General features: G+C 74.2%; 22 protein-coding genes and 1 riboswitch. Of the genes, 10 read left to right on the plus strand and 12 right to left on the minus strand.

The window, feature by feature from the left end; all coding sequences use genetic code 11:
• Positions 1–109: 109 nt before the first annotated feature.
• Positions 110–1,135 (plus strand): glycerophosphodiester phosphodiesterase family protein, encoded by a 1,026-nt coding sequence (locus GTY84_RS02355; protein WP_161224317.1) that lies wholly within the window; start codon positions 110–112, stop codon positions 1,133–1,135.
• A 156-nt stretch (positions 1,136–1,291) separates the two neighbouring features.
• Here the strand turns inward: GTY84_RS02355 and GTY84_RS02360 are convergent, their stop codons facing one another.
• The 3 genes from GTY84_RS02360 to GTY84_RS02370 form a co-directional block, all read right to left on the minus strand.
• Complete coding sequence (locus GTY84_RS02360; protein WP_161224318.1) at positions 1,292–1,792, minus strand: peptidylprolyl isomerase; 501 nt, start codon at positions 1,790–1,792, stop codon at positions 1,292–1,294.
• A gap of 82 nt (positions 1,793–1,874) precedes the next feature.
• Positions 1,875–2,873: a type I glyceraldehyde-3-phosphate dehydrogenase gene (gap, locus tag GTY84_RS02365; RefSeq protein ID WP_161224319.1), complete on the minus strand. Its 999-nt coding sequence runs from the start codon at positions 2,871–2,873 to the stop codon at positions 1,875–1,877.
• Between the two features lie 202 nt (positions 2,874–3,075).
• On the minus strand, positions 3,076–4,032 hold the full coding sequence (locus GTY84_RS02370) for a helix-turn-helix domain-containing protein (protein ID WP_161224320.1): 957 nt from the start codon (positions 4,030–4,032) through the stop codon (positions 3,076–3,078).
• Positions 4,033–4,464: 432 nt separating this feature from the next.
• Here GTY84_RS02370 and htpG point away from each other — a divergent pair, with 432 nt between their 5' ends.
• The gene (gene htpG, locus GTY84_RS02375; RefSeq protein WP_161224321.1) at positions 4,465–6,366 is read left to right on the plus strand and encodes a molecular chaperone HtpG; all 1,902 of its coding nucleotides are present in this window, start codon (positions 4,465–4,467) and stop codon (positions 6,364–6,366) included.
• 78 nt (positions 6,367–6,444) lie between these two features.
• On the opposite strand, the gene GTY84_RS02380 is transcribed toward htpG, so the two are convergent.
• Positions 6,445–7,053: a DUF1629 domain-containing protein gene (locus GTY84_RS02380; protein ID WP_161224322.1), complete on the minus strand. Its 609-nt coding sequence runs from the start codon at positions 7,051–7,053 to the stop codon at positions 6,445–6,447.
• On the minus strand, positions 7,050–7,817 hold the full coding sequence (locus GTY84_RS02385) for an aminoglycoside adenylyltransferase domain-containing protein (RefSeq protein ID WP_345943322.1): 768 nt from the start codon (positions 7,815–7,817) through the stop codon (positions 7,050–7,052). The genes GTY84_RS02380 and GTY84_RS02385 overlap by 4 nt, the downstream gene beginning before the upstream one ends.
• 53 nt (positions 7,818–7,870) lie before the next feature.
• On the opposite strand from GTY84_RS02385, the gene GTY84_RS02390 reads away from it, so the two are divergent.
• Entirely contained in the window at positions 7,871–8,353 is a 483-nt protein-coding gene (locus GTY84_RS02390; RefSeq protein ID WP_345943323.1) for a DUF4259 domain-containing protein, read from the plus strand.
• Between the two features lie 16 nt (positions 8,354–8,369).
• Here the strand turns inward: GTY84_RS02390 and GTY84_RS02395 are convergent, their stop codons facing one another.
• Entirely contained in the window at positions 8,370–9,596 is a 1,227-nt protein-coding gene (locus GTY84_RS02395) for an erythromycin esterase family protein (protein ID WP_161224323.1), read from the minus strand.
• Between the two features lie 125 nt (positions 9,597–9,721).
• On the opposite strand from GTY84_RS02395, the gene GTY84_RS02400 reads away from it, so the two are divergent.
• On the plus strand, positions 9,722–10,447 hold the full coding sequence (locus tag GTY84_RS02400) for a MerR family transcriptional regulator (RefSeq protein WP_161224324.1): 726 nt from the start codon (positions 9,722–9,724) through the stop codon (positions 10,445–10,447).
• A gap of 305 nt (positions 10,448–10,752) precedes the next feature.
• Here GTY84_RS02400 and GTY84_RS02405 read toward each other — a convergent pair whose 3' ends face one another.
• Positions 10,753–11,121 carry a hypothetical protein gene (locus GTY84_RS02405; protein ID WP_161224325.1) on the minus strand — a complete coding sequence of 123 codons (369 nt, stop codon included), beginning with the start codon at positions 11,119–11,121 and terminating at the stop codon, positions 10,753–10,755.
• Positions 11,122–11,409: 288 nt separating this feature from the next.
• On the opposite strand from GTY84_RS02405, the gene GTY84_RS02410 reads away from it, so the two are divergent.
• Complete coding sequence (locus GTY84_RS02410; RefSeq protein ID WP_161224326.1) at positions 11,410–11,661, plus strand: hypothetical protein; 252 nt, start codon at positions 11,410–11,412, stop codon at positions 11,659–11,661.
• A 50-nt stretch (positions 11,662–11,711) separates the two neighbouring features.
• On the opposite strand, the gene metE is transcribed toward GTY84_RS02410, so the two are convergent.
• Positions 11,712–14,033, minus strand: a complete 2,322-nt coding sequence (gene metE, locus GTY84_RS02415; protein ID WP_161224328.1) for a 5-methyltetrahydropteroyltriglutamate--homocysteine S-methyltransferase — start codon at positions 14,031–14,033, stop codon at positions 11,712–11,714.
• A gap of 159 nt (positions 14,034–14,192) precedes the next feature.
• A riboswitch (cobalamin riboswitch) is annotated at positions 14,193–14,413 on the minus strand.
• Between the two features lie 276 nt (positions 14,414–14,689).
• Positions 14,690–15,139 carry a spore-associated protein gene (locus GTY84_RS02420; protein WP_161224330.1) on the minus strand — a complete coding sequence of 150 codons (450 nt, stop codon included), beginning with the start codon at positions 15,137–15,139 and terminating at the stop codon, positions 14,690–14,692.
• A gap of 313 nt (positions 15,140–15,452) precedes the next feature.
• Between GTY84_RS02420 and GTY84_RS02425 the strand changes: the two genes are divergently transcribed.
• The 4 genes from GTY84_RS02425 to GTY84_RS02440 all read left to right on the plus strand — a co-directional run bounded on the left by GTY84_RS02425 (position 15,453) and on the right by GTY84_RS02440 (position 18,086).
• Positions 15,453–16,121: a DUF5701 family protein gene (locus tag GTY84_RS02425; protein WP_161224331.1), complete on the plus strand. Its 669-nt coding sequence runs from the start codon at positions 15,453–15,455 to the stop codon at positions 16,119–16,121.
• 205 nt (positions 16,122–16,326) lie between these two features.
• Positions 16,327–16,902 carry a TerD family protein gene (locus tag GTY84_RS02430; RefSeq protein ID WP_161224332.1) on the plus strand — a complete coding sequence of 192 codons (576 nt, stop codon included), beginning with the start codon at positions 16,327–16,329 and terminating at the stop codon, positions 16,900–16,902.
• A 133-nt stretch (positions 16,903–17,035) separates the two neighbouring features.
• Positions 17,036–17,299, plus strand: coding sequence for a GlsB/YeaQ/YmgE family stress response membrane protein (locus GTY84_RS02435; protein WP_161224333.1), 264 nt, complete (start codon positions 17,036–17,038; stop codon positions 17,297–17,299).
• A 202-nt stretch (positions 17,300–17,501) separates the two neighbouring features.
• A complete protein-coding gene (locus GTY84_RS02440) occupies positions 17,502–18,086 on the plus strand; it encodes a TerD family protein (RefSeq protein WP_161224334.1) in 585 nt (194 codons plus the stop codon).
• 216 nt (positions 18,087–18,302) lie between these two features.
• On the opposite strand, the gene GTY84_RS02445 is transcribed toward GTY84_RS02440, so the two are convergent.
• The gene (locus GTY84_RS02445) at positions 18,303–19,109 is read right to left on the minus strand and encodes a GNAT family N-acetyltransferase (protein ID WP_161224336.1); all 807 of its coding nucleotides are present in this window, start codon (positions 19,107–19,109) and stop codon (positions 18,303–18,305) included.
• 1,799 nt (positions 19,110–20,908) lie between these two features.
• On the opposite strand from GTY84_RS02445, the gene GTY84_RS02450 reads away from it, so the two are divergent.
• Positions 20,909–21,301 carry a VOC family protein gene (locus GTY84_RS02450; protein ID WP_161224338.1) on the plus strand — a complete coding sequence of 131 codons (393 nt, stop codon included), beginning with the start codon at positions 20,909–20,911 and terminating at the stop codon, positions 21,299–21,301.
• 164 nt (positions 21,302–21,465) lie between these two features.
• Here GTY84_RS02450 and GTY84_RS02455 read toward each other — a convergent pair whose 3' ends face one another.
• On the minus strand, positions 21,466–22,551 hold the full coding sequence (locus tag GTY84_RS02455; protein WP_237531969.1) for a UbiA family prenyltransferase: 1,086 nt from the start codon (positions 22,549–22,551) through the stop codon (positions 21,466–21,468).
• The gene (locus GTY84_RS02460) at positions 22,548–23,429 is read right to left on the minus strand and encodes a methyltransferase domain-containing protein (RefSeq protein ID WP_161224339.1); all 882 of its coding nucleotides are present in this window, start codon (positions 23,427–23,429) and stop codon (positions 22,548–22,550) included. Before GTY84_RS02460 ends, GTY84_RS02455 begins: the two co-directional genes overlap by 4 nt.
• Positions 23,430–23,439 lie beyond the last annotated feature (10 nt).

The raw sequence follows: 23,439 nt of genomic DNA on the forward strand, positions 1-23,439 counted from the left end.
GCGGGGTCCGCCCGCCCGCCGGGGTTCGGGGCGCCGCCATGCGGCGGCGGGGCGTTCGTAACCTCCGGCCGCGAGGCTGCCGGGAGTCCAGCGGACCCGGGAGGCCGACATGGGACGGACGAGTGGACGGCGTGGCGGAGTGGTCGTGGCCCTGCTGAGCGGCCTGGCCCTGGCGGTGGCACCGACGGGCGCCCATGCCGACGGAGCGGCGGGAGCGCGCGGGGCGGTACGGGCGGACCGGGCGCTGCCCGCCGCGGCCCCCTCGGACACGGCCCGGCCGGGCGCCGCGGGGCCCGGGGGCGCGCGGCCCGGTGTCCCGCGGCCGGAGGCCGGCCCGCGGCGGCCGGACGGCGCGGCGGGGCCGGACGTCATCGCGCACCGCGGGTCTTCGGGCATGGCGCCCGAGAACACGGCCGCCGCCGTCGGACTGGCGGTCGCGCAGCGGGCGGACTTCGTGGAGATCGACGTCCAGCGGACCAGGGACGGCCGCCTGGTCGACTTCCACGACTGCACCATGGAGCGCACCACCGACGTCGAGGAGGTCTTCCCCGGCCGCCCCCGGTACCGGGTCTCCGACTTCACCTGGGCCGAACTGCGGCGGCTGGACGCCGGGTCCTGGTTCGACCGGGACTTCGCGGGCGAACGGATCGCCACCGTGGGCGAGGTGATCGCGCGGCTGGACGGCACCCGCACCGGACTCCTCGCCGAGATCAGCCCCTGCTCCCACTACACCGGGCTCCCGGCGGACCTCGCCGGCGAACTGCGGCAGCGCCCGCGCTACCTCCGGCAGGCCCTGACCCGGCACCGGCTCGCCGTGCAGTCCTTCCGGCCGGACGACGCCCGCGAGTTCCGCTCCCGGCTGCCCGGTGTCCCGGTCGGCGTCCTGGACGCCGAACGGCCGACCGACGCGGAACTCGTCCGGCTCAGCCGGTGGGCCGACCAGGTGAACCCCCAGTACACGGTGACCGACCGGCGGCTGGTCGACCGCGTCCACGCGCTGGGCATGGAGATCAACGTCTGGACGGTCGACGAGCCCGGCGCCATGCGCCGCATGGCCGCGCTGGGCGTCGACGGAGTCATCACCGACTTCCCCCAGTCCCTCACCCGGCACCCCGGCCTCCGGACGGCGCGCTGAGCCCCCGCGGGCACATTCGGGGGGACACGGCGAGGACCCGCCCGCCGGGCGCCCGCCGGGGCGCGGCGGGGGCCCGGCGGGCGGGTCCCGGACGAGCGGAACGCCCCGGGGTCCGTCACGGCCCCCGGGGCGTTCGCGGTCACTGGCGGTACGCGGTCAGCCCTTGACCAGGCCCGAGTCGCGGACCGTGATCTTCGCGGAGGTGCTGCCCGACGGGGAGCCGAGGCCCTCGATGCGGTCCACCACGTCCGTGCCCTGGATGACCTTGCCGAAGACGACGTGCTTGCCGTCCAGCCAGGGGGTGGCGACCGTGGTGACGAAGAACTGCGATCCGTTGGAGTTCGGGCCCGCGTTCGCCATGGAGAGCAGGTACGGACCGGTGTGCTTGAGGGTGAAGTTCTCGTCGGCGAACTTCGCACCGTAGATGCTCTTGCCGCCGATGCCGGTGCCGTGGGTGAAGTCGCCGCCCTGGAGCATGAACTGCGGGATCACACGGTGGAAGGGCGAGCCCTTGTAGCCGAAGCCGTGCTCGCCGGTGGCCAGCTCGATGAAGTTGCGGGCGGTCTTGGGGGTCACGTCCTCGAAGAGCTCGAAGACGATCCGGCCCGCGTCCTGGCCGTCGATGTCGATGTCGAAGAAAACATGGGAATTGCTCATCCACCCATTGTGACCTGTGGACCCCGGCGGCCGGAAACCGGCTGCCGGGGTCCACCCCGTGACGGGCCCCGATGTCGCCCGGTCAGCGGGCGGAGAGGAGCTCCAGCGTGTCGATCACCCGGTTCGAGAAGCCCCACTCGTTGTCGTACCAGGCGACGACCTTGATGTGCCGGCCGTCGACGCGGGTCAGCTCCGAGTCGAAGATCGACGAGGCCGGGTTGCCCGTGATGTCGGCCGACACCAGCGGGTCCTCCGAGTACTCAAGGACACCGGCGAGCGGGCCCTCCGCGGCGGCCCGGTACGCGGCGAGCACCTCGTCGCGGGTCACGTCGCGGGCGACCGTGGTGTTCAGCTCCACGATCGAGCCCACCGGCACCGGCACCCGGATCGAGTCGCCGGACAGCTTCCCGTCGAGCTGCGGCAGCACCAGGCCGATGGCCTTCGCCGCGCCCGTCGTGGTCGGCACGATGTTGACCCCGGCGGCACGGGCCCGGCGCGGGTCGCGGTGCGGGCCGTCCTGGAGGTTCTGCTCCTGGGTGTAGGCGTGCACCGTCGTCATGAAGCCGTGCTCGATGCCGGCCAGTCCGTCCAGCACCGAGGCCAGCGGCGCGAGCGCGTTGGTCGTGCAGGACGCGTTGGAGACGATGGTGTGCAGCTCCGCGTCGTACGCGTCGTTGTTGACGCCGTAGGCGAGCGTCACGTCGGCGCCGTCCGACGGCGCGCCGACCAGCACCTTCCTGGCGCCGGCGTCCAGGTGGGCGCGGGCCGCCTTGGCCGAGGTGAAGCGTCCGGTGGCCTCCAGGACGATCTCCACGCCCAGCTCGGCCCAGGGCAGCCGGGCCGGCTCGCGCTCGGCCAGCACCCGGATGCGGCGCCCGTCGACGACGAGGGTGTCCCCGTCCACGGTCACGGGGCGGCCCAGCCGCCCGGCCGTCGTGTCGAAGGCGAGCAGCCGCGCGAGGGCGGTGGGGTCGGTGAGGTCGTTGACGGCGACGACCTCAAGGGAGCTGTCGCGCTCCAGCAGGGCGCGCAGCACATTGCGTCCGATGCGGCCGAATCCGTTGATGCCGATGCGAGTCATGATGGAGTCCCTTCGGTTCCCCACCAGCCTCGCCCGCCGCCGCGGCCCGTGGCAGCGGCAGGAGCGCCACGGTTCGCAAGGATCGCGCCACGGCCCCCGGAGCACTGTCGAAGACGGTCCGGGAGACCCTCCGGGGAACCCCGAGGATCCGTCGGGGCGCCCCGGACGGCCCTCCCCCGAGAGGCGCGCGCCGGGCGGGTGCTCACTCCCCCCGGGCGAAGGTGCGCCGGTACTCGCTCGGCGTGGTGCCGAGGATGCGCTGGAAGTGCAGCCGGAGGTTCGCGCCGGTGCCCAGGCCCACGTCGGCGGCGATCTGCTCGACGCTCAGCTCCGAGCGTTCCAGCAGCTCGCGGGCGACGTCGATCCGGGCGCGCATCACCCACTGCATCGGCGTGTACCCGGTGTCCTCCACGAACCGCCGCGAGAAGGTGCGCGGCGACACCGCCGCGTGCCGGGCCAGCGCCTCCAGGGTGAGCGGCTCGCCCAGGCGCCTGAGCGCCCACTCCCGGGTGGCCGCGAACCGCTCGCCCAGCGGCTCGGGCACGCTGCGCGGCACGTACTGCGCCTGGCCCCCGCTGCGGTACGGCGCGGCGACCAGCCGTCGGGCCGCGTGGTTGGAGGCGGCCACCCCGAGGTCCCCGCGCAGGATGTGCAGGCACAGGTCGATGCCGGAGGCCGCGCCCGCCGAGGTGAGGACGCTGCCCTCGTCGACGAAGAGTACGTTCTCGTCGACCCGCACCAGGGGGTGCTTCGCAGCCAGGGCCCGTGAGTAGTGCCAGTGGGTGGTGGCGCGCCGCCCGTCGAGCAGGCCCGTGGCGGCGAGCGCGAAGGCGCCGGTGGAGATCGCCGCCAGCCGCGCGCCCCGCGCGTGCGCCGCCGCCAGCCCCTCGACCACGGGCCGGGGCGGATCGTCGCGGTCGGGGAAGCGGTAGCCGGGGACGAAGACGATGTCGGCCCACGCCAATGCGTCCAGTCCGTGCGCCACGTGGTACGACAGTCCGTCGCCGCCGGTCACCAGCCCGGGGACCGCCCCGCACACCCGCACCTCGTACGGCATGCTGGCCCGGGTGGTGAACACCTGGGCGGGGATTCCCACGTCGAGCGGCTTGGCACCCTCCAGGACGAGGACGGCGACACGATGCAGACGGGCGGCACACACGCCCACCAGCGTACGCGGGCGGGGGCGGTCGCCCGGCGGTGCGGTGACCGTCCCGGCGGGGCGCCGGACCGCGGGGTCCGGCCACGTCCCGGCGCCCGCTCCGGACGCGCCCCGGGCGCCCCCCGCCCCCCCGGTCACGGGGGGCGCTCGTCGCCGAGGCCGCCCGCGCCGGGCGCGACCCGCTCGACCTCGGGCGGTCCTGGGCCGGCTCCCCGTTCCACTGCCGGGGCGAGCACCGCATGGCCCGCTGGACACCGGCAAGGACGAGCGGATCCTGTGCCTCGATCCGCCCGACGCCCGCACCGCGTGGCTGGCGGAGACCGCCGTGCCGGAGGACGACTGACCGGAACGCCTGCGGAATCCGGGCGCGGCTGTTTTAGAGTGGCCTCCGCCAGTACGGATCACCGCGGACCTGTGAGGTAGCCACCCGCCATGTCGACCGAAACGTTTGAGTTCCAGGTAGAGGCCCGTCAGCTCCTGCAGTTGATGATTCACTCGGTCTACTCGAACAAGGACGTCTTCCTCCGCGAGCTCGTCTCCAACGCCTCCGACGCGCTGGACAAGCTCCGCCTCGCCTCCCTCAAGGACGACGCGCCCGACGTCGACGTGTCCGACCCGCACATCGAGATCGACGTCGACCGCGAGTCACGCACCCTCACCGTGCGGGACAACGGCATCGGCATGTCGTACGACGAGGTGACCCGGCTCATCGGCACCATCGCCAACTCGGGCACCGCCCAGTTCCTGCGCGAGCTGCGGGAGCGGGACGGCGCGGGTGCCGACGGGCTCATCGGCCAGTTCGGCGTCGGCTTCTACTCCGGCTTCATGGTGGCCGACGAGGTCACCCTCCTCACCCGGCGCGCGGGCGAGGAGCACGGCACCCGCTGGACCTCGCGCGGCGAGGGCACGTACACCCTCGAACGGGTCGAGGAGGCCCCGCAGGGCACCTCCGTCACCCTCCACCTCAAGCCCGAGGACTCCGAGAACCAGCTCCACGACTACACCTCCACGTGGAAGATCAAGGAGATCGTCAAGCGGTACTCGGACTTCATCACCTGGCCGGTCCGGCTGCTGCCCACCGCAGCTCCGGGCGAGGACGGCGAGGCGCCCGAGGCCGAGACGCTCAACTCGATGAAGGCACTGTGGGCGCGTCCGCGCGACGAGGTGTCCGAGGACGAGTACCACGAGCTGTACAAGCACATCAGCCACGACTGGCGGGACCCGCTGGAGACCGTGCGCCTCCAGGCCGAGGGCACCTTCGAGTACCAGGCCCTGCTCTTCATCCCCTCGCACGCACCGCACGACCTGTTCACCCAGGGCCACCAGCGCGGCGTCCAGCTCTACGTGAAGCGCGTCTTCATCATGGACGACTGCGAGGAACTGCTCCCGCCGCACCTGCGCTTCGTCAAGGGCGTCGTCGACGCGCAGGACCTCTCGCTGAACGTCTCCCGCGAGATCCTCCAGCAGGACCGCCACATCCGTATGATCCAGCGCCGGCTGACCAAGAAGGTCGTCGCCACGGTCAAGGACATGATGGCGTCCGCGCCCGACCGCTACGCCACCTTCTGGCGGGAGTTCGGCGCCGTCCTCAAGGAGGGTCTGGTCACCGACCCGGACAACCGCGACGCGCTGCTCGCCGTCTGCTCCTTCGCCACCACGCACGACGCCGAGCGGCCCGCCACGCTCAAGGAGTATGCGGAGCGGATGAAGGACGGTCAGGAAGCCGTCTACTACCTCACCGGCGAGTCCCGCCAGGCCCTGGAGAACTCCCCGCACATGGAGGCGTTCACCGCCAGGGGCATCGAGGTGCTGCTGCTCACCGACCCCGTCGACGAGGTCTGGGCCGACGCGGTCGGCGAGTACGACGGCAAGCCGCTGCGCTCGGTCGCCAAGGGCGAACTCGACCTCGCGGAGGACGGGGACGGGGCGTCCGACGAGGAGAAGGACAAGCGGTCCGAGGAGTACGCCGGACTGCTCGGCTGGATGACCGAGCACCTGGGCGAGGACGTCAAGGAGGTCCGGCTCTCCTCCCGGCTGACCGTCTCCCCGGCCTGTGTCGTCTCCGACGCGAACGAGCTGACGCCCGCGCTGGAGAACATGTACCGGGCGATGGGCCAGGAGATCCCGCACGCCAAGCGCATCCTGGAACTCAACCCGGAGCACCAGCTGGTGAAGGCCCTCAACCGCGCCCACACCGGCGGCGGGGACCGCGCGGAACTCACCGACACCGCCGAACTCCTCTACTCCCTCGCCGTGCTGGCCGAGGGCGGCCGTCCGAAGGACTCGGCGCGGTTCGTGAAGCTGGTCGCCGACCGCCTGGAGCGCACCCTGTAGGCGCCTCACTGAGGCCCCCGCGGCCCGGAGGGAACGGGCTCCCGCCGCCCTCCCGGGCCGCGGGGGCCCGCCTGTCCGCTACCCCCAGAACCCGGCCTTGGTGTAGCCGGTGATCTCCCGGAACCCGAGGCCCAGCAGACCGGCTTCCTCGCAGGCCCTCCGGAACGCGTCACCGCACACCAGCGCGTGGTCGAGGTCGGGGCAGCGGAAGGCGGCGGCCCGCGGGACCCTCGCCGCGTCGACCACGAAGGTGTCGACGGACAGCAGCACGGGGACGGAGGGGAAGTGCCGGTGGTGCAGGGGCTCCCCGGTCACGAGATCGGTGTCGGCCGTGTACGCGGACGCCTCCCGGTCGATCACCGAGGCCCACTCGGACCACAGCAGGTAGAAGTACCGCTTCGCCGTGGGCACCCCGCCGGACAGCAGGACCCGCACGGGAACCGGGGTCACCCGGAGCCCGAACTCCCGGCAGATCCCCACGAAGTGCTCCGAGGCGAGCCAGTTGACCCCCCAGTGGTCGACGTCGAGCGCCCGGTGCCGGGTGGTCAGCACGTAGTCCCCGGGCGGCGTCGCGGACGGCGGTTCGGGATCGTGGACGGCCCACGCCCACGGCCGGTTCAGCACGCCCTTCAGCACCCTCGGGCACCCTCGCGCTCCCGGGGCGTGCTCGACGATCCACAGCGTCATCGGTCCTCCCCGCGCGCCGCCCGGTCGATCCCGGCGAGCATCAGCTCCACGTGCGGGCGCACCCCGTCCCGCAGGGCGTCGCTCCAGTTCTCCCCGGCGTAGGGGTGGTGGAGGTAGAGCCGCCTGGCGTGGGCCAGGGGCGGGCGGTGCTCGGGCGGGAGCCGTGGCAGGGCCCAGTCGGCGGCGGCGTCCTTGGACATGATCCGTCCGGTGGCGAGGGTGGCCCGGATCCGGGCGAGGGTCAGCAGGACGTTGCGGGTGTCGTCGTCCAGGTCGTCGAGCAGGGAGGGGAGGCCGGCCAGGCTCGCCCGGACCACGTCGGCCCACGGCACCGGGGCCAGGACCTCGCCCGGGGGCGGACCGGAGAGGGGGCGGTCACCGGCCAGCGCCATGGTGATCAGCAGGGCCAGATCCGGCATCGGTTCCCGCCCGGGGACCCGCCCGGCCCGGTAGTCGGCGCGCAGCCACTCCCCGTAGAGGAAGTCGCAGACCGGCGGGTACCGCCACGGCCGGACCTCGGACCGCACCACCACGGCCAGCTCGACCGGGCGGGCGCCGTTCGCGTCCCCCGAGATGCCGAGCAGGCCCCCGAGCAGGGCACGCCGCCCGGTCCCGTCCAGCCGCCGCCGGGAGACGACCAGCACGTCCACGTCGCTGGCCGGGCGGAGTCCGCCGAGCACGGAGGAGCCGTGCAGATACATGCCGACGACCTCGGGGCCCAGCACCTCGTCGACCAGTCCGACGACCCTCTCCGTCAGGTTCACCACACCCGCGTCCTCCGTTCATCCGGCCGACCGCACCGTGACGGCCGTTGTCAGTGGCCGGTGCGATGATCACCGCACATCGACCCGAGGAGTACATCATGGGCACCTGGGACATCGGCCCCTTCGAGAACGACACCGCCGCGGACTTCGCCGGCACCCTGGACGGGACGGACCGGGAGGGGCGCGCGGAGTTCCTCCGGGCGACCCTCCAGCGGGCCGCCGGGGCCGTGGAGTTCCTCGACAGCCCGGAGGCCGAGGAGGCCGTCGCGGCGGCCGCCCTGATAGCGGCCCAGTGCCCCGGCGGCGAACCGGTCAGCACCGGCTACGGGCCCGCCGGCGCCCTGCCGACCTTCGGCGACGACCTCCGGCGGCTCGCCGCGGACGCGCTCACCCGGGTGCTGTCCGAGGAGTCGGAACTCGCCGAGCTCTGGGACGAGACGTCCGACGCGGCGGAGTGGCGGGAGGGAGTCCTGCGTCTCCGCGCCGTCCTGGTGCCCGGCCAGGGGGCCGGGGAGGAGTCGCCCTCCACGTCCTGACGGGCGCCCCGGAACCCTACGGTGTCGCCGCCCCGGGCGGGGGCGGGGCGAGGCGGGGGAGGAACAGGATCGCGTCGTAGTCGTCGAGACCGTCCGGATCGAGCGGGAAGTACGCGAAGTCGTCCGTCCCGCGCGCCGTCAGGTCCCCGGACCCGGCGCGCAGCCGGGCCAGTTCGCCGCCGGACACCAGCCTCGGCTCCGGCGAGGCCGCGCACAGCCGTCCCTCCACACTGTCCGGGGGCGGCGCGTCGATCCCCAGGTGCGGCGCGGAGCCGATCGCCAGCGCGATCACCACGTACTCCGGACCCAGTGCGCGGTCCAGGTGCGCGCCCGCGGGGCTCCAGGCCGGCCGCACCCCGGTCATCCGCATCGAGGCGACACCCCGGCGCAGATGCTGGTTGTGGGCGAAGGCCAGGAGGGGACCCCGGCCCCGCTCACGGTCCGCGAGGGCGGCCAGGTTCTCCGCCATCATCGTGTCCCGCAGGCCCAGCGCCCGGGACATCCGTTCCTCCGGACCGGTCTCCGCCAGCACCCGGTGGTAGGCGAGGAGCCCCGCCGCGGTGCGCGCGCCGAGTTCGGCGTCGCGCAGGGCCCCGGCCGTGTCCCCGGCGGCGTACCGGGGCGCCACCCCGGCCAGCAGCCGCTGGAGATCGTCGGTGATCACCCGCAGCTCCCGGGCGTCGGCCGTGTCCCCGACCGAGCGGGACGGCTCCCACATCACCCGGGGATGGGTCCAGCGCACGTCGTCACCGAGCAGGGCGTCGATCCGCTCCCACGGATGGGGCACCGACGGGGCGTGGTCCGTGAGGAAGCCGTGCAGCAGGCGCAGGGCCGCGCGGGGGCTCTCGGCGCCGGTGATCTCCATGGGGGCGTCGAACCCGGCGAAGCCCACCGCGTCGTTCGCGCCCGCGCCCCGGTTGCGGGCGCCGAGCCACTCCACCAGGGCCCGGTTCGAGGGCCGGTCCCCCCAGCCGTGGCTGAAGCCCCGGGACATCGTCGGGTCGAGAGCCGTGCCGTCACCGCGCACATGGGCGTCGACCAAGCGGCCCTTGAGGCAGTCCGACTCCAGGGCCACCAGGCGGGTCCCCCGGTGCTCGACGAGCCCGCGCAGCAGGGCGTTGCGCAGCAGCGGGAAGGTCTCCACGCCGTGCAACGGCTCGCCCAGCGCCAGCACGCGCGGCGGGCGGGGGCGGCGGGCCAGGAACCGGTCGACGGCCGGGTACGGGAAGTCATCCGTCATCATGGCTTCGACGCTATCGTTGACGCGACGGTTGAGGGTTGGGGCGCCGTCCGACCCGAAAACAGCCGGTCGACGGGGATCGACCGACCGGACGACCTTCAAACGACGTGACACCTGGAGGGGATGCGATGCGGCCCGTCGACCTCGCGCGGCCACACGGACTGTCCGGACAGGCGGTCCGCAACTACGAGGCCGCCGGCATCCTCCCCGCCGCCGACCGCACCCCCACCGGCTACCGCCGCTACACGCCCCTGCACGCGGCGGCGCTGCGCACCTTCCTCGCCCTCGTCCCCGCCCACGGCCACGCCACGGCACGGCGGATCATGACGCTGCTCAACACCGGGGCCACCGAGGAGGCGCTCACCGCCGTCGACGCCGGCCACGCCGAGCTGCTCGCCGACCGCCGGACCCTGGACGCCATCGAACGCGCCCTCGCCGAGCTGACCCCCGGGCCCGCCTCCTCTCCTGCCCACCGCGCCACCACCGTCGGCGCCCTGGCCCACCGGCTCGGCCTGCGCCCCGCCACCCTGCGCCGGTGGGAGCGTGCCGGACTGCTGCGCCCGGGGCGGGAGCGGGGGACCGGCTACCGGACCTACACGGCCGACGACGTCCGCGACGCCCGCATCGTGCACCAACTGCGCCGGAGCGGTTACCTGCTGGCGCAGATCGCGCCGCTGCTGGACGAACTGCGCGGGGCCACCTCCCCCGACTCCGCGTCCGCCGCCATCGCGGAGCGCCGGAGGCGCCTGCACACCCGGGCCCTCGCCATGCTCAACGCGTCGGCGGAGACCGGCCGTTACCTCGGCGTACTGGACGGGGGCGGAGCCGGGGGCGCGGACGGCCCGGCAGAATGACGCGCCGGGCGGCGGAACGGCGCGGCGGCGGACGGGGTCCCGGAAGGGGCCGGAGACGGCGGCCGGGGCCCGGCGGGGACGGGGCGACGGCGGGGCCCGGCGGCCCCCTCCGCGCTTCCCGCGCTTCCCGCGCTTCCCGCGCTTCCCGCGCTTCCCGCGCTTCCCGCGCGTCTCCGCGCGGGGCGGTGCCGGGAGTGCGGGGGAGCACAGGGGGAGCGCGGGAAGGATCCCGCGGGTGAGCCCGGGTACCGGTCCTCGGGAACCGGCACCCCGGTCGGTGCGGCTCCCGAGACCTCCGGGCCGGGTCAGCCCGCGGCCGAGCGGATCCGGTAACTGACGGCCGGGTAGGGGAAGTCGCCCTGGCCGAGGGTGCCCGTGCGGAAGTACAGGTCGCCCGTCCGGCCGGGGGCGCCGGTCACGCAGTCCTCGTTGAAGAAGACGTCGACGGCCTGGTCGGACAGGGCGAGGAAGGAGCGGGCCGGGGTGTCGAGTTCCTGGCACACGCCGACCTTCTCCAGGTCGAGCCGGACGGCAGTCCCGGTCCGGTCGGCGCCCGTGTAGAAGGTGACGCTGCCGAGCGGGTCGGCCTGTGCCTGGCCCGCCCCGGCAAGGCACAGTGCCGCCGCGGCGGTGGCGAAGGCGGCACTGCCCAGACGTCGGTGGTGCGGCTTCATACGCGATGCCTCACTTCGTGTCGTTCGGCGGATACGCCGTGGGGAGGTCCGGTCATGGGCCGGGCGGCCCGGGACCGTGAGCCACTTTGCTTCATAGTTCAACGAGAGGAAAGAGGGCCGTCCGCCCCGGAAGGCCCCTCGGTGATCGTCTTCGGGCGCCTCCCACCGCGTCCTGCCGGGGTTCGGCCGGGCTGGTCCCCGTTCCTTCCCGGATCTCCGTCCCGGCGGCTGTCACACGTTTGGCGCGGCTGGCGTTTCCCCGTGGGGGCAGCGGTCGTTGGGGCGGTCATGGTCAAGCGACTCGTGTGTGTCTCCGTCCTGTCCGCCGCGGTGCTGGCGTCCACCGCCACCGCCACCGCCACCGCCGCCCCGGCCGCGCCCGCCACCCCCTCGGAACCCTCCGTTCCGGCCGTCTCCGCCGTACCTCTGCCGGGCGCGCCCGGGGTGCCGCTGTTGGAGGGGGTGCTCGGATCGCTGGAGGTGGGGCACCCGGTCACCTCCCTGACGGCGCTGCTGCCCGACGGCGTCCGCGCCGGATGAACCCGTGTGCGGGGGACGGCCGCCCGGCCGTCCCCCGCACACGCCCGTGGTCAGGACCCGGCGGGCGCCTCCGCGCGGACCGTGCGGGCGGCGGCGACCATGTTCTCCAGCGAGGCCCGCGTCTCGGCCCAGCCGCGGGTCTTCAGCCCGCAGTCGGGATTCACCCACAGCCGCTCGGCGGGGATGGCCCTCAGACCGGCGCGCAGCAGCTCCGCCGCCTCCTCGGCGCTCGGGACGCGCGGCGAGTGGATGTCGTACACCCCCGGACCCGCCTCGCGCGGGTACCCGTGGGCGGCCAGCTCCCGGGCGACCTGCATATGGGAGCGGGCCGCCTCCAGGCTGATGACGTCGGCGTCGAGGTCGTCGATGGCCTGGACGATGTCGCCGAATTCCGCGTAGCACATGTGGGTGTGGATCTGGGTGTCCGGCCGCACCCCGCCGGTGGTGAGGCGGAACGCCTCGGTCGCCCAGGAGAGATAGGCGGCGTGGTCGGCCTCCCGCAGGGGCAGCGTCTCGCGCAGCGCGGGCTCGTCGACCTGGATGACCGCCGTCCCGGCCGCCTCCAGGTCGCCGACCTCGTCCCGGAGCGCGAGGGCCACCTGCCGGGCGGTGTCGCCGAGCGGCTGGTCGTCGCGGACGAAGGACCAGGCGAGCATGGTGACCGGCCCGGTGAGCATGCCCTTGACCGGGCGGCCGGTGAGCGACTGGGCGTACGAGGTCCAGCGCACGGTCATCGGTGCCGGCCGCGAGATGTCCCCGGCCAGGACCGGCGGGCGGACGTACCGGGTGCCGTAGGACTGGACCCAGCCGTGCTGGGTGGCGAGGTAGCCGGTGAGCTGCTCGGCGAAGTACTGGACCATGTCGTTGCGCTCGGCCTCGCCGTGCACCAGGACGTCGATGCCGGCCTTCTCCTGGAAGGAGACGACCTCCTGGATCTCCGCCCTGACGCGCTCCTCGTACCCGGCCGTGTCGATGCGGCCGGCCCGCAGGTCGGCGCGGGCGACGCGGAGTTCACCGGTCTGCGGGAACGACCCGATGGTGGTCGTCGGCAGCAGCGGCAGCCCGAGTCGGGTGCGCTGGGCGGCCGCCCGGTCGGCGTACGGCAGGGACCGGCGGGCGTCGGCACCGGTGACGGCGGCGGCGCGGGCGCGCACGGCCGGATCGTTGGTGAGGGGGGAGGTGGCGCGGGAGGCGAGGTCGGCCTGGTTCGCGGCCAGTTCGGCGGCGATGGTGTCGGTGCCCAGGGCGAGGCCCTTGGCGAGGGTGACGATCTCGGCGGTCTTCTGCCGGGCGAACGCCAGCCAGCGCTGGATCTGCGGATCGATGTCCTTCTCGGCCCCGGTGTCCAGCGGGACGTGCAGCAGGGAGCAGGAGGCGGCGACATCGACGCGGTCGGCCAGCCCGAGGAGGGTGCCGAGGGTGGAGAGGGACCTCCGGAGGTCGTTGATCCAGACGTTGCGCCCGTTGACGACACCGGCGACCAGGCGCTTGCCGGGCAGCCCGCCGACGGCGGCCAGGTCGTCCAGGTTGGCGGCGGCGGCCTCGGTGAAGTCCAGCGCGAGCCCTTCCACCGGGGCCTTCGCCAGCACCGGGAGCGCGTCGCCGAGGCGGTCGAAGTAGGAGGCGACCAGCAGCCTGGGCCGGTCGGTGAGGGCGCCGAGGTCGCGGTAGGCCCGCTCGGCGGCCTTGAGCTCGGCCGGGGTACGGTCCTGGACGAGGGCGGGCTCGTCGAGCTGCGCCCACTCGGCCCCGGCGGCGCGCAGATCGGCCAGGATCTCCGCGTAGACGGGGAGCAGCCGGTCCAGCAGGGTGATCGGGTCGAAGTCCGCCGCCACACCGGGGGCGGGCTTGGCGAGCAGCAGGTACGTCACCGGGCCGACCAGCACGGGACGGGCGGTGAGGCCCAGGGACAGAGCCTCGGTCAGCTCGGCGACCTGCCGGCCGGAGTCGGCGGCGAACACCGTATCCGGTCCCAACTCGGGGACCAGATAGTGGTAGTTGGTGTCGAACCACTTGGTCATCTCCAGCGGCGCCACGTCCTGGGTGCCGCGGGCCATCGCGAAGTAGCCGTCGAGCGGGTCGGCCTCGACGGCGGCGCGGTGGCGCCCGGGGACCGCGCCGACCATGACGGAGGTGTCGAGGACGTGGTCGTAGTACGAGAAGTCACCGGTGGGGACCTCGTGCACACCGGCTTCGGCGAGGCTCCGCCAGTTGGCGCGGCGCAGTTCGGCGGCGGTCGTCCGGAGGGCGTCGGCGGTGACGCGGCCCTTCCAGTACCCCTCGACGGCCTTCTTCAGTTCCCGGTTCGGACCCTGGCGGGGGTAGCCGTACACGGTGGCCCGTGCCGCCGCGGCTGCGGACTTGCTGGTCACGGAGATCTCCTTCGCGAGATGAATCCCTGAGATCCCGGCGACGGGACGAGGGCGCGAAGGGTGGCCGACCCGGGGAGGGAGCGCGCGCGAGGGCGCGGCCGTCCGCCGGGTATGCGCGCCGACCCGCCCACGAGGTCACCGGAATGTCCGCGCGCGGGGGCTCCGCGCACGGGCAGTGGCAGGTCTTCGGACTCGCGGGCACGTCCCCCGTCCGGAGGACACCTACTGGCCGTCGCTTCCCACGCCCGTCTCCCGGGCGCAGTGCGTATGACGGCGGTCGTTCCCGCTCACCGCTGCGGGGCAGTCCCGGATTCCCACCGGGTTCCCTCTTGCGACACCCCGCCTGGCGGACGGGGCGAACCAGCTGCACCTCACAGCCTACGGGGTGCGGGAGAGGTGTGGGACGGTGCGTCCACCATCCGGATGGTGAGACGAGACGAGACGGGACTGGCAGGCCGGGGCGGGCTGGACGGGACGGGAGTGGGCGCGCGGTGACGGGGCCGGAGCGGCCGGTCCCGCCGCGCCCCGTCACCGGCGGTCGCACCGCGGCACCGGCCGCCGGTCGCGCGGTCGGTCCCGCGCGGTGGTCCGGCGCCCCGGGGTGAGCCCTTCCGGTCCCCTCCCCGGGGCGCCGTGCGCCGTCCGGTCCCGTGAGGTCAGCGGGTGTAGGTGACCACGTGCTCCTTCAGCGAGCCGCAGTTGGAGCCGTACACCTGCACGTACACGTTGTCGATGCTGCCGCCCCAGTCCACACAGCGGCCCTTGCCGTAGACCTGGACCGGACCCGCGTACGAGGTGTAGCGCCCGAAGTCGTCCGCGCCCTGGTCGGTGCCGTTGACGTACAGCCACGCGGACATGTCGAGCACCGTGCCCGGGTTGCTGCGGATGGTGACGACACAGTTCTTGCCGTTCGTCGCGTTGTAGGTCAGGTACAGGGTGCCGACCGCGCCCACGGGCTGGGAGTTGACGGTCTTGTAGGCGGTGCCGCAGAGCTTTTGCGGAGTGGTGTTGGGCGCCGCCGAGGCGGGTGCGGCCAGGGCGGTCGTGGCGCCCAGCGACAGCGCGGCCAGGGCGGCGGCGGTCAGGACGGAACGAGTGGCGATCATTGTTCCCCCTTGCGAAGTCCGAAGGTGATTCCTCCTGTCCGGTGTGACCCACGACATTCGTCAATGGTTGTGCTCCGTCGAGCAGTTGGCCGGTGGGAGAGGTCCCGCACCGTGCGGCGCGCGGCGGTCGGCGCCGTTCGCGCCGCCCCTCGACCGGCAGCGCGACCGGGCGGCGGGGGTCGTACCGGGGCGCGCGTGCCCGGCCCCGGGAGGTCGGACCGGGGTCGTCCCCCGGATGTTCCGCACACCGGGAACATCCGGGCCGCCCGGCGCGTTCCACGGGTCCAGCCATGTCACCGGCCCCAGGAGTACCGTGCCCGGCACCGCGTCCGCCGCCCCCGTCCTTCTCCCCTCCCTCGACGCCCAGGCCGAACGGCTGATCGAGGAGGGGGTGCACGAGATCGCGGGGCTGTCCGCCACCGAGATCCGCGCCTTCGCCGCAGCCGCCGGGCCCCTCGTGGAGGACGCCGGAGCCCTTCTCGCCGTCCACCCCGACCGCGCCCCCGCGTCCGCCCTGGCCCCGCTGCTCCGGCGCGGCGCCAAGCCGGGGTTCGTGGTCGCCGACATGGCCGATGTCGACCGCTTCGCCCCGCACGCCGCCGAGCTGCCCGACGCCCCCCTGTACCTCGTCACCGGTCCCGACCGGGGCGACGACCTCGCCAACTGGAGCCCCGAGGAGGCGCTGCCGGAAATCGCGGGGCGGGGCCGCACCCCGCTCGTCCTCACCGAGGGCATCCACTGGGTCCTTCAGCGCCCCGAGGTCCTGGAGCGCAACCACTGCTTCATGACCATCGGCTCCCGGCTGGTCAAACCCAACGGCACCCTGGACGCCCGCACCCCCGCCCTCTGGATCAGCAACGGCACCGGCCGCGACGGCCGCGAGCGGCGCGACGCGCCCAAGGTCGGCTGGTGCTGGTGGGGCAACCGCCACACCTGGCTGGGCTTCGCCTCCGCGACGGCCCGGTCCGGCCCCGGCGCGTGAGCGGGCAGGGCGCGACGACCACCGGGCACGGCGACAACCGGGCACGGCGAACACCAGGTGCGACGAACAACTGACACGACGAACAACGGACACGGCGGACGGGAACCGGGCGGGCCCCGGAGCGCTTCTACATTGTTGTAGATTCGACTCGCGTTCCGCGCCGTGGACCGTGACCCCATCCCTCGACGCAGAGAAGGAGTACACAGTGGGAGTTTCCCTGGCCAAGGGTGGCAACGTCTCGCTCAGCAAGGAGGCGCCCGGCCTGACGGCCGTGCTGATCGGCCTCGGCTGGGACGTGCGCACCACCACCGGCACCGACTACGACCTGGACGCCTCCGCGCTGCTCCTGGACGGGTCCGGCAAGGTGCCCACCGACACCCACTTCGTCTTCTACAACAACCTCACCAGCCCGGACGGCTCCGTGGAGCACACCGGTGACAACCTCACCGGTGAGGGCGAGGGCGACGACGAGAGCATCAAGGTCAACCTCTCGGCAGTGCCCGCCGGGATCGACCGGATCGTCTTCCCGGTCTCCATCCACGACGCCCAGAACCGCGGCCAGAGCTTCGGCCAGGTCCGCAACGCCTTCATCCGCGTCGTCAACCAGACGGGCGGGCAGGAGATCGCCCGCTACGACCTCTCCGAGGACGCCTCCACCGAGACCGCCATGGTCTTCGGCGAGCTGTACCGTCACGGCGCCGAGTGGAAGTTCCGCGCGGTCGGCCAGGGCTACGCCTCCGGACTGGCGGGCATCGCCGCCGACTTCGGCGTCAACGTCTGACCCGACCACCCGGTCAGCCGTCCGGCGGACGGTTCCGCCCCGCCCCGTCCCGTCCAGTCCCTCCGGACGGGAACCCGGGGCGGGGCCGAAGAGATCACAGCGAGCCGGCAGAGGGAAGGTCGGGCATTCGGGCATGGAGATATCCGGGATCATCAGTGCCGTCGTCATCGGCGCCGTCATCGGTTTCCTGGGGCGGCTCGTCGCCCCCGGGCGGCAGCGCATCGGCCTGCTGCGGACCATCCTGGTCGGCATCGTGGCGGCCCTCGTCGGCTCGGCGCTCGCCGCCGGGCTCGGTGTCGCGGACACCAGGGGCCCCGACTGGATCGAGTGGCTGATACAGATCGCTCTCGCGGCGGTCGGCGTCACGGCCCTCGACCGGGCCATGTCCCGCCGCTGACCGCGTACCATCCCGCCGGCGCCCAGGACAACGGCGCCGGGCGCGCCCGCGCATCCCGGGGCCGCCCTCCGGGACCGGTCGCGGACACCCCCACGGCCGGCCGGGGCGCCCCACCCCATGGCCGGGACCCGCCGGACGGGCCCGGCAGTACGCCAGGCAGACTTTGCGTGGTGTAGTTCCGATGACGGAGGATGACCCACGCATGATCACGCTCACCAAGGAAGACGGCCCGGCGGACCTGGACGGTGTGACGCACCTGTCCATCGGTGTCTCCTGGGACCCCACCGCCGGAAGCAGCGGCGGAGTGATGGGCAAGCTGCGCCGCAAGACCGGCACCGACCTCGATCTCATCGCCGTCGCGATGCAGAACGGTGAGCCGGTGCGCCTCGCGGGCCTCGACTCGCTCGACCCCATGGGCAACGGCTCGGTGCTGCACAGCGGCGACAACCAGACCGGCCACGGCGACGGCGACGACGAGACCGTGACCGTCGAGTTCGCGCGTATCCCGCCGAACATCACGGCCGTCGTGTTCGTCGCCGCCGCCTACAAGAAGGGCAGCTCCTTCCAGAAGGCGCGCAACATCAGCTTCAAGGTCTACGACGCGACCGGCGGCAGCTCCCAGCAGGTCGCCGACATCTGGCCCAGCCTCCTCACCCAGGACAACGGCTGTGCCGTGGCCAAGGCCGTGCGCGCCGGCTCCTCCTGGAAGCTCCAGGTCATCAACGAGACCGGCAAGATCAAGCAGGGCGACGAGCACGCCCTGATGCGCTTCGCGGTCAGCAAGTAACGCGCGGACGCGGGGGAAGGCGGCCGTCACGGACGGTCGCTCGGGGGCGCCGGAGCGAACGGCGCGCCCCGCCCCGGCCCACGAGGCCCCCCGCGCCACCGCCGCGAGGGTCCACGGGTCTCGTTCCTCCGTCCCGGAGAGGCCCTGCGCCCGTGCGCTCCCGCGGGGCGCGGCAGCGGGTGGCACCACCCGGCAGCGGAGGTGCGCCCCGGCCGCTCAGGGCGTCTCCCGGAGGGCGTAGAACCCCATCGGGGAGTTCGGCGCGAAGCCGATGCGCGGATAGACCGGCGCCCCGGCGGCGGTGGCGTGCAGCACCGCCCGTGTCGCCCCCGTGGCCCGACCGCCCTCGTACAGCGCCTTGCGCGTCACGGCCTCCCCGTAACCCCGCCGCTGTTGGCGCGGGTCGGTGGCGACCAGCAGCACGAACAGCCGCCCCGCGGACTCCACCGTGGCCGCGCAGGACACCGGTTCACCCTTCCGCAGGGCCAGATAGGCGTGCGTCCGCCGGGTCCACAGCGGGGAGGGGAGGAGGCCGTCGCGGCCGTCCTCCAGAGGGAAGCCGTAGGCGCGGGAGTTCAGGTCCGCGAAGGCCCGCAGCCGTTCCGCGTCGGTCACCCGGACGAACTCGAGGTCGGGATGGGCCGGTTCGGCGACCGGCAGCAGATCGCCCGCCATCCCCGTGCCCGGGAAGGCGTGCACCAGGCCGGACTGCTCGGCCGCCGCCCCGAGTCCCGCGCGTGCCTCCTCGTCGAGCAGGTCCTCGAAGACCCAGAGGAACCCCGGGTGCCGCTTCGCCCGCATGATCGCCGCGGCCTCGTCCAGGCGTTCCTTGAGCAGGCCGGCGCCCGTTCCGAAGCCGGTCAGGGTGACGCAGTTCCAGAAGGCGAACCGGCAGTCCGCCCAGCGCACCGCGATGCCGGGTAAGTCCCGGACATCGGCGCGCGGATCACGGTCGAGCACCATCGTCCGCCAGACGGCGGCCAGTTGCTCCATCGATTCCAGCGAGTCGGCGAGATCGCGCATGTGTCTTCCTCGGGTCGTCGGTGCGGGTGCACGCGGTGGCCGGACGGGGCCGTCCGCCGCGCCGTGCGGTGCCCGCCCGAGGACGGGCACCTGGCGCGGCCCGTTCCCCGGACGGGGTCAGCCTGTCACGCCCGGTGCGTCCGTCCGGGCGGTGAGCCGGGCAGGTCGGTCCTCGACCCGGGGATCGTGGACGGCGAGCCGCTGGGCGGCGGCCGGGTCGAGGAGGCGCAACTGGTCCAGGACCCAGGGGTCGATGTGCCGCCGCGCACCGCCGGACGGGGTGTCGGTCGCGGTGGACGCGAATCCTGGCCCGTGGCCGCGCCGGCGCCGCCGCCCGCCAGGAGTAGGCCTCCGGCCACCGCGGCGGTGAGACCGGCGGCGGGACGACGTACCGGTGTCCTCTTCCGGGATTCCTCATGGCCGTACCTCCGCTTCCCGCTACGGAGGGTGAGTGATGGCGTACGGATCACCATGCCCCTCCAGCCGGAATGAACTGATCCGGTTGGTGCTGCTGTCCGGGCCCGCTCCCGGCACACCGCCGGATCTCCCGCGCCCCGGAACGGTGGGTGGCCCGTCGCTCAGCCCCAGGTCCGATGGCAGAGCCGGACCAGACCAGGGTCCGCCACCCCGTCCGCGCGGCGGCACAGGCCGCGCATCTGGCCCGGGCGGACCGGCGCCGGTTCGGCCGCGGCGGGCCGTGACGGCGCCTGCGGGGGGCGCGGAGTGCGCGGTGCCTGCGGGCGTGGCGCGCGGGGAGCGCTCGGCACCGTCTGCGGGACGCGGGGGGTCTGCGGCACCGGCGGGCGGCGGGGCGCCGGACGGACCGGGGTGGCGGAGCGCGGCCCTCCGGACCGTGCGGAGCCTGCCTCTTCCCCGCCCTCGCGTTCGCGGTCCTCCCCGTCCGCCGGACGGTCCTGCCCGGCGCCGGTCCGCACCAGGGCCGAGTGCTGCGGGGGCGCCGCCGGGCCCGGCGACTCCTCGGCTCCCGGTCCAGGAGAGGCCCGCGCGGCGACCGGGACGCCGTGCACGCCCCGAGGGCCGTCGTCGGGCAGGGGGACGGGCGTCACGGTGGTGCAGCCCGCGATGCCCAGCAGCACCAGGGGCAGAAGGGTGAGTGATCGACGAGGCACGGGCCCACTCTGCGGCACCCGCGGACCGCCACGGGCCCGACCAGGCGGCCGATCACCCGCACGAGGGCACGCGACGGGCCATGGCTGACGATCATCACGGACCTTTCGGACGGACCCGTCCGGCGCCGGTACGGCGCCCGCCGGTCCTGCGGTTCCGCACTGCCCGGACACGGGGTGACCGGGCCACGCCTCGTCCGGGAGGCACGGGGCGGGGCGAGGACGGGGCACCCGTCCCTCCCGCCCGCCGCGACCCTCGCGCGGCCTGCTCCCTCGCCCACGGAGCCCCCACCGCCGGCGGGTCCCGCGCCCGTCGCCGGGGCCCGGGGGGTTCGGGGGGCGCGGTTGGTAGGGGAGCAGCCGCGCGACGGGTTCGGAGGCGGCTCCGCCCCCGATGGACAGGACGGCACGGCGTCGTCACGCCACGACACGACGGCCGGGCCGGGCAGTCGTCCCTCCCACATCTGCGGATGGGGGCATGACGTCCGACCACACCCCCGGGGGGGCCACGGCACCGTCGACGGGCCCCCGGCGGGGCCAGGGCGGACACTGGGAGGAGAGCCCGCTCGGGAGAGAGCGGCCGGAAGGACGGCAGGCGGTGGGCGGAGGCCGGGGCGCGGGCCGACCGGAGCCACCGGCTCCCGCCCGCCGCCCACCGGACCGGAGGGGACCATGAGGATCCATCTGACCAGCGTCTTCGTCGACGACCAGGCCAAGGCCGAGCAGTTCTACACCGGAATCCTCGGCTTCGTGAAGAAGCACGACATCCCGGTGGGAGGCACGGCCAGGTGGCTGACCGTCGTCTCGCCCGAGGAGCCGGACGGCGCCGAACTGCTCCTGGAGCCCGCGGGCCATCCGGCGGCCCGGACCTACCGCGACGCCCTCGTGAAGGACGGCATCCCCCTCGTCCAGTTCGCCGTGGACGACGTCCGGGCCGAGCACGAGCGGCTGACCGGCCTCGGCGTCCGGTTCGCCCAGGAGCCGATGGAGGCGGGCCCGGTCACCGTCGCCGTCTTCGACGACACCTGCGGCAACCTCGTCCAGATCGTGTCCCCGGCCGAGTAGCCGGCGGCAGGGAGCGGAGGCGGTTCCCCGGCCCCGGTGGTGGGCCGCCGCAGCCGGGCGGCAGGGGCCCGGGAGGGCCGGTGCGGTGGGACGGCGTCCGGCACGGCAGTCGCGGGGCCGGTCCCGTCCCGCCGCGCCCGGCCGTCACCCGGTGGAGCCGTGTCTCATGAGGTGAGCCCGACCACCAGGTGGGAGACCACCATCAGGGCCACCCCGACCCGGTGGACGGCGAAGCCGACCCGGCGGGCGCGCATGATGTCCCCCTCGCGGAACCCCAGCAGGTACTGGCGCAGGCGCAGCAGACTCGCGGGCAGCATCAGCGGCAGGAACCACCACGGGGCGGTCCCGGTGGCCGAGGCGACCGCGACGAGCAGGAACTCCGCCAGCGACAGGGCGCCGATGAAGCGGGCGTTGCCGCGCTCGGACAGCAGGGCGGCCACCGTGGGACGTCCCACCGACCGGTCGCCCTCCACGTCGTTGGTGTTGGAGTACACCCCGAACATCAGCGGGCCGAAGCCGAAGAGGACCGCCTGCACCAGCAGGAGTCCCGCCGCCCTGCCGGTGATCATGCCGTAGGGCAGGACGACCAGCGCGAAGCCGAGGGCGACGAGATAGATCTCCTGGAACCCGTGGTAGCTGATCCTCACGCCGTAGGAGTACTGGAGCGCCGCCGCCCACAGCACCGCGAGCCCGACCGCCGTCCACAGCGGACGGTGCGGGGCGAGCGCGTAGGTGGCCGCGAACAGCAGTGCCGCGGCGACGGCGCAGCACCAGGCGAACCGCAGCGCCTGGGGGACCGTCAGGGTCCCGGCCACCAGGGGCTTGCGCTGTACATTGCGCAGTGGATGGTCCGGTCCGTAGTTGGTGATGTCGCTGCCGTCGCGGAAGCCGGTGACGTCGTCGAAGGCCACCAGCGCCATCAGCAGGCAGACCTGGGCGACCAGGAAGACGCCGAGCAGCAGGCCCGTGCGCTCGGTGATTCCGCCGCCGGGCGCCAGTACCGCCGCCAGGACAATGGGGACGCCCAAGTAGTAGTCGTAGACGTCGAGTTTGCCCAGCCGGGCGTAGCGGCGGACCATGCCGTCCGCCGGTGCCGGCCGCGACGGCGGCCGGGGGCTCTCCGACCCGCCGGGCCCTTCGGCGGGGAGGGGCCCGTCCGCCGGGCGGCGCTCCGCCGCCGCGTCCGGTGGGTCCGGCAGGTCCGGCCGGGCACCGGTCACTGCGGTCGTGGTGGACGTTCCGTCGGTCATGTCGGTTCGGGGTTCCCTTCGTTGGCTTCGGGTACGGCTGCCGGTGCCGGGGGTGCCGCGTGCCGGGTGTCCGGCAGCGGGGGACGCCGGGCCTGGACGGAGTAGAGGACGCCGGTGGCGGCGGCGAACCCCGGATCGTCCATCAGGGCGCGCAGCCGGGCCAGTTCGGCCGGGGCGAAGCCGTGCTCGGCCAGCCGGGGCGCGAGCTGGGCCAGGTGGTGGAGCTGCAGACCGAGGGCGGGGGTGCCGGGGGCGCGGACCAGGACGTGCGGGCGGATGCCGATGGCGGTGAATCCGGCGTCGCGCAGCGCCCCGGCCGTCCGGCGGCCCCAGCCGGGGTCGCCGCCGGAGGCCCGCATCAGCGCCGCCTTGGCCGCCGTGAAGCGCTCGTAGAGCCGGGCGTCCTCCTCGGTGGGGGCGAGCAGGCACGGCTCGTGGTCGGCGTCGAACTCGTCGATCTGGATGAGGCCGCCGGGCCGGAGCGCCCGAGCCAGCCTGCCGAGCACCTCCCGGCGGCGCGGGAGGTGCTGGAGCACCAGCCGGGCGACCACGACGTCGTACTCCGCCTCCGGCAGCGGGTCGGTGACGATGTCGTGGGCGAGGACGGTCAGCCCGGGGGCCGGGGCGATGCGGCCGGGTTTGAGGTCGGTCGCCGTCACCCGCCCCCCGGGCGCCACCAGCCGGGCCAGGGCGCGGGCGACGCTCCCGGCGCCCGCGCCGACCTCCAGGCAGCGCATGCCGGGCGCGACCCCGGCCCCGGTGAGCCGGTCCAGGGTGAGCGGGTCGAGGGCGTGCTCCAGGTGGCGGTGGTGGGCGGCGCTGTGCGGGCTGTCGTTGTCGAAGACATAGCCCCGGGGAGGGGCTGCGGTGTGGGGCACGGTGCGCTCC

It is taken from the genome of Streptomyces sp. SID8352 (assembly GCF_009862265.1).
In the GTDB taxonomy this organism is placed as follows: Bacteria; Actinomycetota; Actinomycetes; order Streptomycetales; family Streptomycetaceae; genus Streptomyces.